14 protein-coding genes are annotated in these 14,495 nt (G+C 71.4%); 11 read left to right on the forward strand and 3 right to left on the reverse strand.

Translation table 11 applies throughout. The features are described from left to right. Positions 1 to 148: 148 nt before the first annotated feature. The 3 genes from AB0I42_RS35170 to AB0I42_RS35180 form a co-directional block, all read right to left on the reverse strand. On the reverse strand, positions 149 to 466 hold the full coding sequence (locus AB0I42_RS35170) for a hypothetical protein (RefSeq protein ID WP_357544094.1): 318 nt from the start codon (positions 464 to 466) through the stop codon (positions 149 to 151). A gap of 84 nt (positions 467 to 550) precedes the next feature. Beyond that, a complete protein-coding gene (locus tag AB0I42_RS35175) occupies positions 551 to 1,297 on the reverse strand; it encodes a hypothetical protein (protein WP_357544095.1) in 747 nt (248 codons plus the stop codon). Continuing rightward, on the reverse strand, positions 1,294 to 1,812 hold the full coding sequence (locus AB0I42_RS35180) for a DUF6283 family protein (RefSeq protein WP_357544096.1): 519 nt from the start codon (positions 1,810 to 1,812) through the stop codon (positions 1,294 to 1,296). Before AB0I42_RS35180 ends, AB0I42_RS35175 begins: the two co-directional genes overlap by 4 nt. Before the next feature lie 418 nt (positions 1,813 to 2,230). Here AB0I42_RS35180 and AB0I42_RS35185 point away from each other — a divergent pair, with 418 nt between their 5' ends. The 11 genes from AB0I42_RS35185 (at position 2,231) to AB0I42_RS35235 (ending at position 13,822) form a co-directional block, all read left to right on the forward strand. Continuing rightward, positions 2,231 to 2,923: a TnsA-like heteromeric transposase endonuclease subunit gene (locus AB0I42_RS35185; protein WP_357544097.1), complete on the forward strand. Its 693-nt coding sequence runs from the start codon at positions 2,231 to 2,233 to the stop codon at positions 2,921 to 2,923. Continuing rightward, entirely contained in the window at positions 2,920 to 3,084 is a 165-nt protein-coding gene (locus AB0I42_RS35190; protein WP_357544098.1) for a hypothetical protein, read from the forward strand. Before AB0I42_RS35185 ends, AB0I42_RS35190 begins: the two co-directional genes overlap by 4 nt. A 40-nt stretch (positions 3,085 to 3,124) precedes the next feature. Beyond that, on the forward strand, positions 3,125 to 4,972 hold the full coding sequence (locus tag AB0I42_RS35195; RefSeq protein WP_357544100.1) for a Mu transposase C-terminal domain-containing protein: 1,848 nt from the start codon (positions 3,125 to 3,127) through the stop codon (positions 4,970 to 4,972). Positions 4,973 to 5,227: 255 nt separating this feature from the next. Then, the gene (locus AB0I42_RS35200; RefSeq protein ID WP_357544101.1) at positions 5,228 to 6,139 is read left to right on the forward strand and encodes a hypothetical protein; all 912 of its coding nucleotides are present in this window, start codon (positions 5,228 to 5,230) and stop codon (positions 6,137 to 6,139) included. Between the two features lie 79 nt (positions 6,140 to 6,218). After that, positions 6,219 to 6,665: a hypothetical protein gene (locus AB0I42_RS35205; protein WP_357544102.1), complete on the forward strand. Its 447-nt coding sequence runs from the start codon at positions 6,219 to 6,221 to the stop codon at positions 6,663 to 6,665. Further along, the gene (locus AB0I42_RS35210) at positions 6,662 to 9,058 is read left to right on the forward strand and encodes a tetratricopeptide repeat protein (protein ID WP_357544103.1); all 2,397 of its coding nucleotides are present in this window, start codon (positions 6,662 to 6,664) and stop codon (positions 9,056 to 9,058) included. Before AB0I42_RS35205 ends, AB0I42_RS35210 begins: the two co-directional genes overlap by 4 nt. A 727-nt stretch (positions 9,059 to 9,785) precedes the next feature. Continuing rightward, the gene (locus tag AB0I42_RS35215) at positions 9,786 to 10,097 is read left to right on the forward strand and encodes a hypothetical protein (protein WP_357544104.1); all 312 of its coding nucleotides are present in this window, start codon (positions 9,786 to 9,788) and stop codon (positions 10,095 to 10,097) included. Continuing rightward, the gene (locus AB0I42_RS35220; protein ID WP_357544105.1) at positions 10,094 to 10,603 is read left to right on the forward strand and encodes a hypothetical protein; all 510 of its coding nucleotides are present in this window, start codon (positions 10,094 to 10,096) and stop codon (positions 10,601 to 10,603) included. Before AB0I42_RS35215 ends, AB0I42_RS35220 begins: the two co-directional genes overlap by 4 nt. A gap of 1,085 nt (positions 10,604 to 11,688) precedes the next feature. Further along, the gene (locus tag AB0I42_RS35225) at positions 11,689 to 12,078 is read left to right on the forward strand and encodes a hypothetical protein (protein ID WP_357544106.1); all 390 of its coding nucleotides are present in this window, start codon (positions 11,689 to 11,691) and stop codon (positions 12,076 to 12,078) included. A gap of 471 nt (positions 12,079 to 12,549) precedes the next feature. After that, positions 12,550 to 12,975, forward strand: a complete 426-nt coding sequence (locus tag AB0I42_RS35230; RefSeq protein ID WP_357544107.1) for a hypothetical protein — start codon at positions 12,550 to 12,552, stop codon at positions 12,973 to 12,975. Between the two features lie 442 nt (positions 12,976 to 13,417). Further along, the gene (locus AB0I42_RS35235; RefSeq protein ID WP_357544108.1) at positions 13,418 to 13,822 is read left to right on the forward strand and encodes a hypothetical protein; all 405 of its coding nucleotides are present in this window, start codon (positions 13,418 to 13,420) and stop codon (positions 13,820 to 13,822) included. Positions 13,823 to 14,495 lie beyond the last annotated feature (673 nt).

Consider the following 14,495-nt stretch of genomic DNA (forward strand, 5'->3'; position numbering starts at 1 on the left):
CCTATCAGTCACTGCTACCGCTTTTACCGTGTGATCGGCGGAGCGTCGGCGTAGGCCGGGGAGAGCTACGGCACGTCCAGGGCCCTGCGACCTCTCGGGCGGACGGTCGACGGCGGGCGGCGGCCCTGCACGGGGCGCGCGATGGTCGCTACTGCTGATCCGGCGAGGACGCCTCCGCCCCGGGTATCCCGGGCCCGACGCGGGCACGCATGATCCAGCCAGCGATGACCTGCACGGTCACGGGGTCGAGCGTCCGGGCGATGCTGTCGCGTTCCTCGTCCTCAAACGGGCTCGTTTCGACGCCCGTGAGCATCAGGGCCTCGACCAGGACGAGAGCGCTGACCGACGCGAGATGGCCGGAGGTGGGCGTGGGTATCCCGTGCGACACGGCGGCGTACTGCGTCCGGGCCCGCACGTGGCTGTCGTATGGGCCGTTGTCCCGCAGCGGGCTGGGCTCGGTTGTCATGCTGTGCTCCAGTCGGGTGGTGTGGTGGCGGCGCGCGGCGGTGATGCCGGCGGCATCACCGTGGGGGTGCGGACGCTGGCGGGGTCAGTTCGTCGGCTCGGCGACCACGGTCAGGTCGCGGTAGTCGACGACGGTGGCGGTGACCTCGCCGGGCAGTTCGCCGGCCGGCCGGCCGAGCAGCGCGGGCACGCCGAGGTGGGTGGCGAGTACCAGCGCGGACCGCTCCCCCACGCCGGCCACGCCCGCCCGCTGCATCGCGTAGTCGAGGATATGGACCGCGGTCCACTCGTGCCGGTGGTCGGCGACGGTCAACCCGAGCGCTTCCAGGGTGTCCATGATCGGCTGGTAGCCGTCGAGCCGGCCCGGCGTGCCGGCCACGGTCAGGCCGGCACGCAGCGCGGCGCCGAACAGCACCGCCACGGCGGACTCGGTCACGACCAGCCGGGGCAGCAGGTCGGCGACCGCGTCGGCGTCCGGGTCGCCGTCGAGCAACGCGGCCAGGGGCGCGGCGTCGGTGACCAGCTGCCCCTCCTCGGGCAGCACGCTGGTGCCGGTCGGTGCCCAGGCCGGCGCCCGGCCCGGCTCGGCGGCCACGGCGGTGCTCAGTGGACGGTCGACGTCGGGCAGGGCGGCGGCGATGTCGGCGCGCAGCCTGGCCAGCGCGGCGGCCGGGGTGACCACACGCACCTCTCCGGGGCGGTCGCCGGCCAGGACGACGGCCCGGCCGGGGGTGATGCCGGCGGCATCGGCCAGCGGAGACGGCAGGGCCAGGCGGCGGCGGCCGTCGACGGTGACCGGCCGGGCGGCGGTGCCAGGCATGGTGTCGGTCATCGCGGCACCGCCCGGGTGCCCGGCGGCAGCGGGGCGTCCGGGCCGACCGAGGCCAGCATCTCCTCGTAGGAGTCGAACAGTTCCGGCCACTCGGGCTGCGGTTCGAGGACGGCCGGGTCGATCACGCCCAGCGCGATGCCGTACCGGACCAGGGGGTGATCTCGGCCGTACAGCGCGAGGTGCCCCGCGCACAGGTGCGGGTTGTCGGCGGGGATGTCGTGGCAGGCGAACAGGACCCCGAACGGCGCGGCGGGATCGTCGCCGTCGACGGGCTCGCCGACCCCGTCCCGGCCGGGGATGGTGCCGGCGGCGTAGTCGGGCAGGTTGCCGTACCGGCGCCGGCCGGCGTTGTCCCGCCGCCACGGGCAGGGCGGGCACGGCCGCTTGCACACCTGCGCCGCCACGAGCCCACCGGCCCGCACCCGCAGTACCGGGGGCAGACCGGCACCGCGCGGGTCGGTGTCCGGCGTCGGGTCGGGGGTGATGCCGGCGGCATCAGTACGCGGTGAGGGCATGCCGGAACCAGAGCCCACAACAAGCAGATTCGGGGATGTCCATCGTGGCACCCCGCACTGTCATCATCACCCCGGACGAAACAGTCACCCACAGGAACCAGGCACGGGGCCATGATGGCTGGCCGTGGGTGGTTCGGGGCACCGGGGGCGGCCGGTAACTGATGAGTAAGGTCCGGAAAGACCCCCTTCCCGGACCTAGCTCAGACGGACGCTGTGGGTTCTCAGTGAAGTTGATCCGCCTCTCACTGAAACTGATCCGTATCTGATCCGTTCTCACTGAATCTGATCCGCGCCCGGCGGCGGGTTGTGCTCATGGCATCGATAGCCTTGGTCAGCTTGGATCGACGAGGTGGGGTGGGGCTTGGACGGTCTGGCGGTGCTTCGTGGTTCGGCGCCGGGCTCCTTGTCCGGGTTCGTCGTGGGGTACGTCGGAGCGGATGGGCGGGAGTTGCGGGAGAACCTGGACGCGGCGGCCGGGGTGGCGTTCGAGCTGGCGTCGCCGGTCCGGTCGTTTCCGACGTACCGGGGGCAGCGCAACAACACGGGCTTGTGGTGGTCCGCGACGATCGGCGGGCATGTGGGCTTCGAGTCGTGGTTGGAACGCGATCACCTGACGCTGCTGGACTTTGACCCGTCGGTGGTGGGAATGGGTTCGCAGCCGTTCTGGCTGTTGTGGGATGAGGCGGGTCGGCGGCGTTCGCACGCGCCGGACTTCTTCGTACGGCTGGCGGACGGCACCGGCGTGGTGGTCGATGTCCGGCCGTCGCCGCGGGTACGGCCCCGCGACGCCGTTGTGTTCGAGGCGACCGGGCGGGCCTGTGCGGAGGTTGGTTGGGAGTACCGGTTGGTGCACGAGCCGGATCCGGTGGTGATGGCGAACGTGCGGTGGTTGGCCGGGTACCGGCATCCGCGCTGTCTGCGTCCGGCGGTGGACGCGGCGGCGCCTGCGGTGTTCGCCGAGCCGACGCCGTTGATGGACGGTGCGATGTTGCTGGGCGATCCGTTGGCCAGCCTGCCGACGGTGTTTCACCTGCTGTGGTGCGGTCGGCTGCGTGCCGATCTGGCGGTGCCGTTGTCGGAGCTGTCGATCGTGTCGGCGGTTGGCCGGTGAGCGACGTCGGCCGGGCGGTGCTTCGGGTCGGCGACCGGCTGCTGTTCGAGGGGCGCCCGTGGACGGTCGGCGGCTTGCAGGGCAACCGGGTACGTCTGGTCGACGTCGGCGCCGTGCAGGTGTTGTTGCTGGCCCATGTGTTGGCCTCGCCGGGGGTTTGAGTTGCTGGAGGCTGGTGCCGCGCCGTCACGCCTGGATCCGGTGGGGCTGGTTGATGCGCTGCCGGCGATGGTGCGGCAGCGGGCCCGTCAGTGGGAGCGGCATGTGGTGGAGGTGCAGACGGGGTTGCCGCCGGACTCGCCGGCCGGTGCCCGGCCGCGCGAGCCTTACGATCCGGCCCTACACACGGTGGCGGAGCGGGAGGCGGCCAAGGCTGCCGAGTTGACTGCGGCGGGGCAGCCGACCAGCGCGGTGACGGTCAAGCGGATGCGGCTGCGCTACCGGGCGGAGGGGCTGTGGGGCCTGGTCGACCAGCGGGCCACCCGGTCGGTGTCCTCCTACGGCCGGGTCGACGACCGGGTGGTGGCGGCGGTCGAGGCTGCGATGAACGCCGAGACCGGGCAGTCGACCGGCACCCGGTCACGGCTACGGCGCAGGGTGGAGCAGGTGTTGGCCGTCGAGCACGGGCCGGGTGTGGTGCCGATACCGTCGTCGGCGACGTTCTACCGCCTGGTCGCCGCGATGGACGCCGGCCGGCACACTTTCGGCGAGGCGACCACTCGCCGTAGCCAGGCGAATCGGCCGGCGCGGCCGTTCACCCGTACGGTGGCGGTGCGCCCGGGAGAGCTGGTGCAGATCGACACGTCGCCGTTGGATGTGATGGCGTTGCTGGACGACGGGGTGGCGGGCCGGCTGGAGCTGACCGTGGTACTGGACGTCGCGACCCGCTCGATCTGCGCGGCGGTGCTGCGTCCGCAGGGCACCAAGGCAGTTGACGCGGCGCTGCTGCTGGCGAAGGCGTTGGTCCCGGAGCCGATGCGGCCCGGATGGGCGGACGCGCTGGCGATGGCGCGTTCGCGTATCCCCTACCGGCGATTGCTGGACTTGGACGCGCGGCTGGAGCACGCCGCGGCCCGGCCGGTCATCGTCCCGGAGACCATCGTGACCGACCGTGGCGCGGTGTTCGTGTCCGAGACGTTCGTGCGGGCCTGTGCCCGGCTCGGGATCTCCGTCGAGCCGGCCCGGCCGGGTACACCGACGGACAAGGGCCACGTCGAGCGGACGTTCGGCTCGATCCGTACCCTGTTCTGTCAGCACGTGGCCGGCTATGTCGGGCCGAACGTCACCCGCCGGGGCACGGCGGCGGCCACCGAGGCGGTGTGGTCGCTGCCGCAACTGCAGGAGCTGCTCGACGAGTGGATCGTGGCCGGGTGGCAGCCGCGCCCTCACGAGGGTCTGCGCGATCCGGACGTCGGCGCCCGGGTGCTGTCGCCCAACGAGATGTTCGCCGCCGCGATCGCCGCGGCCGGCTACGTCACCCTGCCGCTGACCGGCACCGACTACCTGGAGCTGCTGCCGGTGCAGTGGCGCACGATCGGCGATCACGGCATCCAGATCGACTACCGGCACTACGACAGCCCTGACCTGGGCCGCTACCGGCACGAGTCCTCCGGCGTGGCCGGCAAGGGCAAGCAGTGGGAGGTCCACTACGACCCCTACGACCTGTCGCACGTGTTCGTCCGGGACCACCGCGCCGGCGGCTGGATCACCGCCGCATGGACCCACCTACCGATGATCGGTCAGCCGTTCGCTGACTTCACCTGGCGCGCTGCCCGGCAGATCGTCGCCGGCCGGGGCGGTGACGACACCGACGAGACCGCTGTCACCCGAGCCCTGGACGATCTGCTCACCCGGGCCGGCGCCGGCCCGGCCGGGGACGCCCGCCAGCGGTGGGTGGCCGCCCGGACCCGCGCCGCGGACCGCCCGGTGCTGCCCGCCGCCGCGGCCGATCCGGTCGACGAGAACCCAGAGGCGGACGGCGAGGTGCCGTTGGCGAAGGTGATCCCGTTCGGGGTGTTCGAGGCCGGCGACGAACGGCGCTACCGGTGACCGCCGCTGGGGCGGACCTGGTCGATCCGCCGGTCCATGAGCCGCCGACGACGAAGGAGGGCTGGTCGGCGTTCGTCGACCAGCAGCCGTCACGGGTCGAGTTGCTGCCGGACGCCGGTCTGGCCGCGCTCGATCCGGTGCAGCGGGACGCGTACGACGAGTCCCGCGTCGGGCATCATGCCCGGCTGATCGTGGTGGCCACTCCGACGGTCGACCAGATCGTCAACACCGGCCGCCGGCTGGTGCTGCTCAACCGTGGTCGAGCGCGTCCTGCTCGTCCGTCACATCTCCACCCACCCGGACAAGAACCTCGAACAGATCGACACCCACGACCTCGCGCTCAACAGGGCGGCACTGGCACGACTCGCCGCCCTCAGCGGATACCCCGAAGCCACGCTGCGGACGGCGTCGGGCACCCGCCTCATCCCCGGCCCGGACCCGACACCGGTACGCGCCTGGATCCCACTACGCACCACCGACCGCACCCTGGTACGCCCCTGCTCCCATTGCGCCGCCCGCCGCGGCCTCGACATCCCGGCGATCGTCCGGATCGGCACACGGCAGCCGCCGTTCTGCGTCCAACACGCCCGAACGCTGGTGCCCTACCAGTCCGAACGCGGCCGCGAACAGCCCCTCACCCCGGCCCCCGAGATCCTCGCCGCCCACCACCGGTACAAGATCCTGCGCCGGCGTCACCGGCACACCATCGACGAGGCGTACACCGCCGCCGCCGACATCACCGGCCGCTGGCGGAGCGGAAAGTACAAGCCCGAGCACATCGACGCCCGCTGGCAGGCCCGAAGCCAACACCTGCCCGACGTCCCCGACAACGTCATCCGATACCCGGAAACGATCGCGCTCACCGCCCTGTTCACCGCAACCCCCTCGCTGCTGCACACTCCGACCCGAGCAGCCGGGGCGCCCTCGGCCATGCAGTTCCTCCTGGCCGCCGCCTACTGCCTCGACCACCCCGCCCCCGCACAGCTACTCCGTACCTCCCACCCACTGTTCCGCTGGGCCAACACCCCGAACATGCACGGATGGTTCTGGCGCAACGCCGCCGAGCCCGACCGCACGATCTACCGGACCCTGGCCAGCAACAGCCGGACGCCGGTCACAGACCGGCACAGCGGCCGCCGCCCCACGGCCGGTGAACGTCGGTCGTGATTTTTGGGGCGGGACAAGGCATTGCGGCGGCCACTACGGTAGATGCAAGGCATCGATACGCGCTGCTACGGGGGTGACGATGGATCCGATCACGGCCGGGATCCTGGCCGCGACACTGGTACCGCTGGCCAATGGAGCCGCCGGTGAAGCCGGCAGGCAGGCATGGGAATCCCTCACCTCGTTCGTCCGCAACCGGTTCGGGCGCGGCTCTGACGCCGACACGGCGGCCCAGGCGCTGGCCAGCCACCCCGGTCAGGTCGTGCACGGCGAGGTGCTCGGCCGACTCCTCGAACACGGCGCCGCGACGGACGAGCAGGTCGCGGCCTGGCTGCGTACCTGGCTACACGACGCCGGCCCGCTGACCGGACAGCCGGCCGGGACCAGTGTGACGAACACGGTCAGCGGCCAGGCGCAGGTGCACGGCCCGGTCATCCAGACCCACACAATCTCCGGACCGATCACCTTCGGCCCACCCGCACCGGTCCCGCCACCGGCCGGGCCCGCCACCGGCACGGGCGCCCCGTGACCACTACCTCCCCGGCCGGGGAGGGGCACGGTGAGCCCGCCGGCGTTCCGCTGTTGGGGGTGGGTGTCGGCAACGAGGTGTCGGGTGTGGTGGTCGGGCCGGTGCTGCAGGCGGGGGTGCTGCACGGTGGGGTGCACGTCCACCAGCCGGTGCCGGCGGCGCCGCCGAGGGCCGAGCGGACCCTGCCTGCGGACGTGCCCGGTTTCGTCGGCCGCCACGACGAACTCGCCCGGCTGCTGGCCGCCGTCACCGAAGCCGACGGCACGGTACGCACGATCGCCATCCACGCCGTCGACGGGATGCCCGGTATCGGCAAGACCGCCCTGGCCGTCCACGCCGCCCACCACCTCGCCGCCCGCTTCCCCGACGGGCAACGATTCGTAGCCCTGCGGGCGCACGCGCCCGGTCAGGCCCGTGTCGAACCCGCGATGGCGTTGGAGATCCTGCTGCAGGCCGACGGCGTTCCCGCCGAGCAGATCCCGACCGGCCTCGACGCCCGGGCGGGGCTGTGGCGGCACCGGATGGCCGACAGGAAACTCCTGCTCGTCCTCGACGACGCCGCCGACGCCAACCACATCACGCCCCTGCTACCCGCCGCGCCCGGCAGCTTGGTCCTGATCACCAGCCGCCGGAAACTGACCACCCTGCCCGCCGCCACCATCCTGACCCTGGACACCCTCCCACCCGACCAGGCCGCACAACTGTTCACCGAACGCGTCGGACGCCGTGCCCTGCACGAGCCCGAGGCCGTCGACCGGATCATCCGCCTGTGCGGATACCTGCCGCTGGCGATCACCCTGACCGCCGCCCGCCTGCACAACCATCAGTCGTGGACCGTGACCGACATCGCCGACGATCTGGCTGAAGCCCGCGACGGGCTTGCCGAACTCGCCAGCGGCGACCTCGCCGTCGCCGCCGCGTTCGACCTGTCCTACCACGACCTACCCCCCGACCGGCGACGCCTGTTCCGACGCCTCGGCTTGCACCCCGGCCCCGACATCGACCGCTACGCCGCCGCAGCCCTCGACAACACCAACCCCGACCAGGCCCGCCGCGGTCTGGCGAACCTCCTGGAACACAATCTGATCACCGAACCCCACCACGGCCGCTACCGCTTCCACGACCTCATCGCCGAATACGCCCACACCCTCACTACCACCGACCCCGAAACAGAACAGAACACCGCCCGCGACCGGCTCCTCGACTACTACCTGCACACCGCCACCATCGCCGCCAGCCACCTGCCCCACCACACCCCGCTCACCAACCCCACCCGGCCGGCGCCCGAACACGCCCCCGCCATCACCGATCCCGACCGGGCCACCGACTGGCTGGCCCGCGAACAACCCAACCTCGTCGCCGCCACCACCCAGGCCGCGACCACCCACCGCCCCGCAGCGATCGGAATCCCCAACGCCCTCTACGGCCACCTCCGCACCCACGGCCCCTGGGACCTCGCCCACAACCTCCACCACACCGCCCTCACCACAGCCCGACACACCCACAACCAACCCGCACAAGCCCACACCCTGAACAACCTCGCCCACCTACAACGCCTGACCGGCGACTGGGCGGGGGCGGCCGACAGCGCTCGACAGGCCCTCGACCTCTACCGGCAGATCGGCGACCGTCTCGGCCAGGCCACCGCCCTGAACACTCTCGCCCGCGCGCAGCGCCTGGCCGGCGACTGGGCGGGGGCGGCCGACACCGCTCGACAGGCCCTCCACCTGTTCCAGCAGATCGGCGACCGTCTCGGCCAGGCCGACGCCCTGAACGCCCTCGCCCGCGCGCAGCGCCTGGCCGGCGACTGGGCGGGGGCGGCCACCAGCGCACGACAGGCCCTCCACCTGTTCCAGCAGATCGGCGACCGACACGGCCAGGCCGACGCCCTGAACGCCCTCGCCCCCGCGCAGTACCTGGCCGGCGACTGGGCGGGGGCGGCCGACAGCGCTCGACAGGCCCTCCACCTGTTCCAGCAGATCGGCGACCGACACGGCCAGGCCAACGCCCTGCAGGCCTTCGGCGTCGTCCAGGACGCGACCGGTGACCCGACGACGGCGGCCGACACCCTTCAGCAGTCCCTCGACCTCTTCCGCGACGTCGGTGACGCCGACGGCGAAGCCGAAACCCTCAACCACATCGGCCAGCTACTCCTCGCCACCACGCCCGACACCGCCCACCACCAGTTCACCGCCGCGCTCGACATTGCCCGCCGCATCCACACACCCGCCCATGAAGCACGCGCCCTCGAAGGCATCGGCCACTGCGCACTCCGACAGGGACACCACGACGAAGGTCACGCATACCTACGTGACGCCCTGACCATCTACCAGCGCATCAACTCACCGCACACCACCCGCGTCGAAGCCGCCCTCCACCACGAAAACGACTAACGCCGCGCCACCCGGGCCGCACCTTCACCGAAAACGTGGTGTGCTGGCGTCTCGTCCCCGCTTTACCCGCCCGCTGTACCGGTGCGAAGCCAAGCCGCACCGCCACGACGGCTACGACTGCACGTTGGCCCGCAAACGCGGCCCCCTTGTCCCTTTGACACAGGGGCGCCAGCAGACCGGAAAGGATCGGAATCGCTGGGAAGACAGGCGCCTGACCTTCTCACCGAAGCTGATCCGTTCCTGGTCAGGCAGGACGCCTCGGATCACCTTCAACGAGAACCGACAGACGCGAGGACACGTCAGAGGTGCGTCCGGACACCTAATCGCGTCAAACCGTAGGCTGGCGTGATGTCCGAACAACAGACCTCCGAAGACCCGGAACCCGGTCCGCCCCGCACCCGGGACCACTCCCCTGCCCGAGTGGGAGACGATCGGCATCCCCTGGGCAACCGAGATCAGCCGCCGCGTCGACGAGTCCATCCCGCAACTGCTCGACGCCGAACCGCGACCGAGCACCGAGGCGGCCCGGGCGCACCGCCACCTCGTCGCCGCCCGCGCCGTCGGCTCCCTCAGCCGCCAACTCGCCGAGCGCCAGGCGGACCTGATCAACACCGCCGCCGCCCTCGGCGCCGGCTACCCCGCCATCGGCGCCGCCTTCGACGTCGACCGCCGCAAGGCACGCACCCGCTGGCCCGCCGCCGGCTACCGCATCCACCTGCGCCGGTGGATGGTCGCCAACCGCGACCGCTACCTCGCCACGATCGCCGGCCTGCTCGCCCTGCGCCACCGCATCGCACCCGCCGTCGCCGGATCCGCGTCCGAACTCGACACCCTCGCCCGCGACCTGGCCAAGCCAGAGATCAGCACCGCCGAGCTGGTGACGACCGCCGCCAACCTGTGGCACCTCCTGGACATCTACCGCCGCGGCCGCAACGACGACCCGGAGATCGCCGCTGCCCTTGCCCGCGTCGCCACCCTGCACCGCGAACTACAGGCCGTCGGCCGCGACGACTCCGACACCACCGAGGCGGCACCGTGACCACCGAACAGACCATCGCCGCCCTCGCGGTCGCCGCCACGATCCTTGTCGGCCTCGCCGGCGTGGGCGGCGCTCTCGGCGGGGTGTGGCTGACCGCCCGGCTAACCGGCCGGCAGGAAGCCGCCACGGCGCTACGTGACCTGCGGATGGTGCTCTACTTCGACGCCACCAACTACGCCCGCCAACGCGAGGCCACGATGAACATGCTCACCATCGAGCCCTTGCACCGGGGCCGCGTCTGGGATCCCTACCCGCCGGAGGACGAGCAGACCGTACACGAGATCAACACCCGGATGCGGATCCTCGCGCCCAAGCCCGTCGCGCTGGCGTGGAGGCAGCTGCTGCTGGCCGACAGCGTGGTGTGCCAGGCCGTCTGGGGCATCCTCGCCGACGACGGGCAGCCCTACATCGAGCAGGGCCACCCCGACATCACCGCCGTCACCGAGGCCGTCGACCAGCTCGCGGCCGCCATCCGTGCCGCGGTCGGCGCCGACCAGCACCGCTGACCTACAACCGATACCTGCGACGGACAAGGTTCATCGAGATGATGAGTGGGATGTCAAGCGGGAAGACATGACCAAAATCTGGAGCCAACCTGTAGGCGTAGAGCTAGAGCAAGCGATGTGACGAAGAAAAGTAGAACCAGTTGGGATGACGAAAGTACAACCAGTTGGGATGACGACTGGAACTTCGCTAGTATGGCTGTGAAGTAGAAAGTAGGAACGCAGGTGGGGGAAGCCTCAACTTCCCGCGCACCTGCGCCCTTGGAGCATCAGCGGTCTCGGCGTCCAAACCAATCAGCCGCGGTATGCCCCAGCACCACGAGGAACTTCGCCACCGCCAGAACGGTGGCGAAGTCCTCGTGCTGGCCTGAACCTGCTAACAGGGAGGCCAGCTCCAACGCGAGGACCGCCATCTGGCGGCGGATCAACCTCTGGTCGACCGAGGCCGGCCGAGGCGGATCCCGATCCTCTCCTTGATCTTGCGGTTGCAAACCCGTACTCCTCTCTTGTGACCCCCGGAGGGGCGGAGAGGGCTCCCCGCCTCATCTCCGAGGAGATCGAGAGGGGTGGGTACGAGTGGAGCACGCGCCTGACCCGCAAGAGGACTGGTGCGACGCGAATATCCCCGCTCGCTGACGAGCCGATGAGTCCGCCGGTCAGCGCACGAGGAAGTCCGTGCTGGATCCATCGTAGCCGACCAACGGCGCCCGGGGTGACGACAGCAGCGCGTCCCGCCACATCGGCCGGACGACCACCGTCCAGACTGGCCGTGACCTGGGGAATCGTAGTCGCGGCTGGTCAAAGTCGGGTCCGTCTCATCCGGTCCCGGCGGCCGATGCCGCCGGCATCACCTGCCCGGCCCGAACGAGGCGTCCGGGTCCGCCCACTCCGGCACCCCGCGGCCTCCGTGGGTCGCTCCGGCAGTGACGGCAGCGTGGACGGACGCACCGGCTCCGGATCGGGCTCGCGGCGGCTGGTGCACCCGACGCACCCACGCGAGAACCAGGTCGACGGACCCGAACGCGTACCGGGTGCCGGGCGAGCAGGCCATAGGCTACCGGGCAGGTTGATCGGGGGGGGAGGAAACCGTGCGCCGTGCCATCGCGCTTGTCACCGCCGTCCTGCTGCTCGCCGGGTGCGGACTGATCCGGGAGGAGAAGGTGACACACACCATCGACTACGCGCTGACGCTGCACGGCGACGGTGCGCTTTGGGGAATCGAGTTCCACTACCGCGACAACGGCAACCGGATCGACCAACGGATCTCGCTGCCGGCCTGGGAGCACCGGGTCGTCATGGAGAGCCCGCCGGCGCGGGTGGCCGAGCTGATGGGCCGGCCGGAGCTGCGCGAGTTCATGCGCAACCAGCCGGGGCGGCCAACCACGCCGCAGACCACCTGCACCATCCACGTCGACGGGGTCAAGGTCGCCGAGAACACCGGCACGGGCGCGCACTGCATGGTGCTCGTCGGCCAGTGACCGCCGGCCCGGTCCACCCGCCGCGATACACGCCGTACGCGTTGCGTACGGCGTGTAGCAGGGCGATCCTGACGCCCGATTTTCGGTCGGACCCTTGCCGTACGGCGAGCGTATGGCGTTCCTCGACGAGCAGGACGCGGGGCCATCCGTCGCGACCGTCGTCGGTCCGCGCCCGACGGAGCGGTCACGCCACTCGCCGCGCGCTGTGCCAAGATGGTCGCGGGACATCGGACACCACATCATGCCTTGCAGGGCTTACCATGCGTGTCCCCCCGGTTTAGGAGCGCCTCCGCCCACCGCTGGCAGCTTGCAGGCGGGACGCCTCCCGTGGTGGCCTCGCTTACGCGGGGCCACTTCCGTGTGGGGCGGGAGGGCGGCCGGCCATCGTATCGACGCCTTCGCCGGTAACCTGGGTGCGCGCCGCCGGGGGTCGTGGCGCCGAGGCTGGTACATCAGAGGATGGTGGTCCGCGTGCACATCGGCTTGAGCGGCTGGCGTGACGGTCACTACGTCGGCTTGGCGGAGCTGCTGGCTGCGCTCGGCAGGATCACCGCTGACGCGTCGTGGGAGTTGCGGATCGACGAGGCCGCACCCGGCCCGGAGGGAGCGGCGATCGAGGCGCTGGCACAGCGACCCCGGGTATCCACCCGCGACCTGATCCTCGCGGCGTTTCCTGACGGGCAGATTATCGACGGCGAGCTGCGCGGGTACGCCCACCTGCTCCAGGAGGTCGTCCCCGCCACCGCCCACCGGCCCGACATCGTCGTTCGGGCGATCGACGGCAACTGGGAGATCGAGTGCGCCACCGCGGACCTGCACGCCGCGGTCATGGCTGCGCTGCCGGACTCGCGCGACGTCACCGGGTTGCACCACGTCACCAGCCCAGCCGAGATCTAGGACTCGGCTCGGCCCGGTCTTCGCTGTGGGCCGGGCTGCCCACCTCGACGGCGGAACCAGCACTCTCGCACCTCTGGGACGCGGACTCCCGTCGCCACTGCTCGCCACGCCGACGCGCACCGGCCACACTGGACTGGTATGGTCCGCCGACAGACGGTGTCGTGGCCCGCGTGCGGCGGGACCATGTCTGTCCGCCCGTACCTCCGCCGCGCGGACCCCGACCGGCACCCGACCCGGTAGGCGCTCGCCCGGAGGCACAGGGACCCCGATCGACGCCGAGCCCTTGCAACCCCCGGCCCGAACCCGTGACGCCTTGTTCTCCGTCGTGCGGCAGCTGCGCGGGGCACCCGGTGACCCCTGAACGGATTTCGGTCTCCCGGATCTCGGTACACAGTGGATCGGGGGCACGAGCCGGTGCGGTGGGCCTCTACCATATGCGGCCATGGGATTGCGGAGAGTGGCCGCGGGTGGCGCGGTTCTGTTGGTACTGGCCGTTGCTGGATGCGCGGCGCCGTACGACGAGCGCATGGCGTTCCTGGACGAGATCGCCCAGAAGGGGATCGATTACCGGATCAAGCTCTACGAGCAGGACACGGAGCCGGCCGTCGAGGCATGCAAGATCGGTTTTGACCTGCTCGATCCGGATCTGCCGCACGACTACGACACTGGCGTGTCGCCAGAGTGGCGTGCCCAGGTGGAGGAGGCATACGTCAAGAGCTGCATGACCGGCGAACTCAAGCCGAAACCGGACGTGGACGGCATCGACGCGGTCACCGCGGTGCCCGTCACCGCACCGCCGGCTTCTCCCACCTCGACGCCTTCCCCGACGGTCTCTCCGGCACCCTGACCGGCGTCGCCATCAGCCCGCAGAGGTAGGGCACTGGCCTCTGCGGGCCGTTCCGAGAGTCCTTCGCGAAGGGCACTGGCGACAAGCCCGCCGACGGCCGCCCCCGGTCACGTTGCCTCATCCCCCCGACACGCCGTAGCCGGCCCGATGCTCGTGGGACGAACGGCGGCGACAAGGACCGCCCAGCCCACCCGCCGCATCCGGGCATCCGGAGAGCCCTGCCGGCCCGAGCCCGACGCGCTGGCATCTGCCCTGGCCGCGTTGCTCGCACCATCGCCCGCCGGCACGCCGTAGCCGGCCAGCCCGACGCCGACCGGGCAGCGACAAGCACCCCGCCCGGCCCGCCCGCCGCACGTCCACTCCCCCGACCCGTAGCCCCGGACAACCGGCGTTGCCGCCCGAGCACGAGCCCCCGTCTCCACGGCGACGGGACGAAGGCCCGGGCCGGCGAACATCTGGAGCGGGAATCTCGCCGGCCGGCTCGGTGGTCACCGACACCCCGAACCCGCCTCGGCGCCTGGCAGAAGTTCGTCGCCGCCATCCCGTCCGACTCCGCGACTCCGCCATCCGTAGAGTGCGGCAGAGCGGTCACCGGACGGGTAGCCAGGATCCACGGGCGATGCCGCCGGCATCCCGACGCACCGCAGCGCCCGACCGACCCTGGCGGCCAGCT

The sequence above is a fragment of the Polymorphospora sp. NPDC050346 genome (genome assembly GCF_040655695.1).
GTDB classification, from domain to species: Bacteria; Actinomycetota; Actinomycetes; order Mycobacteriales; family Micromonosporaceae; genus Polymorphospora; species Polymorphospora lycopeni.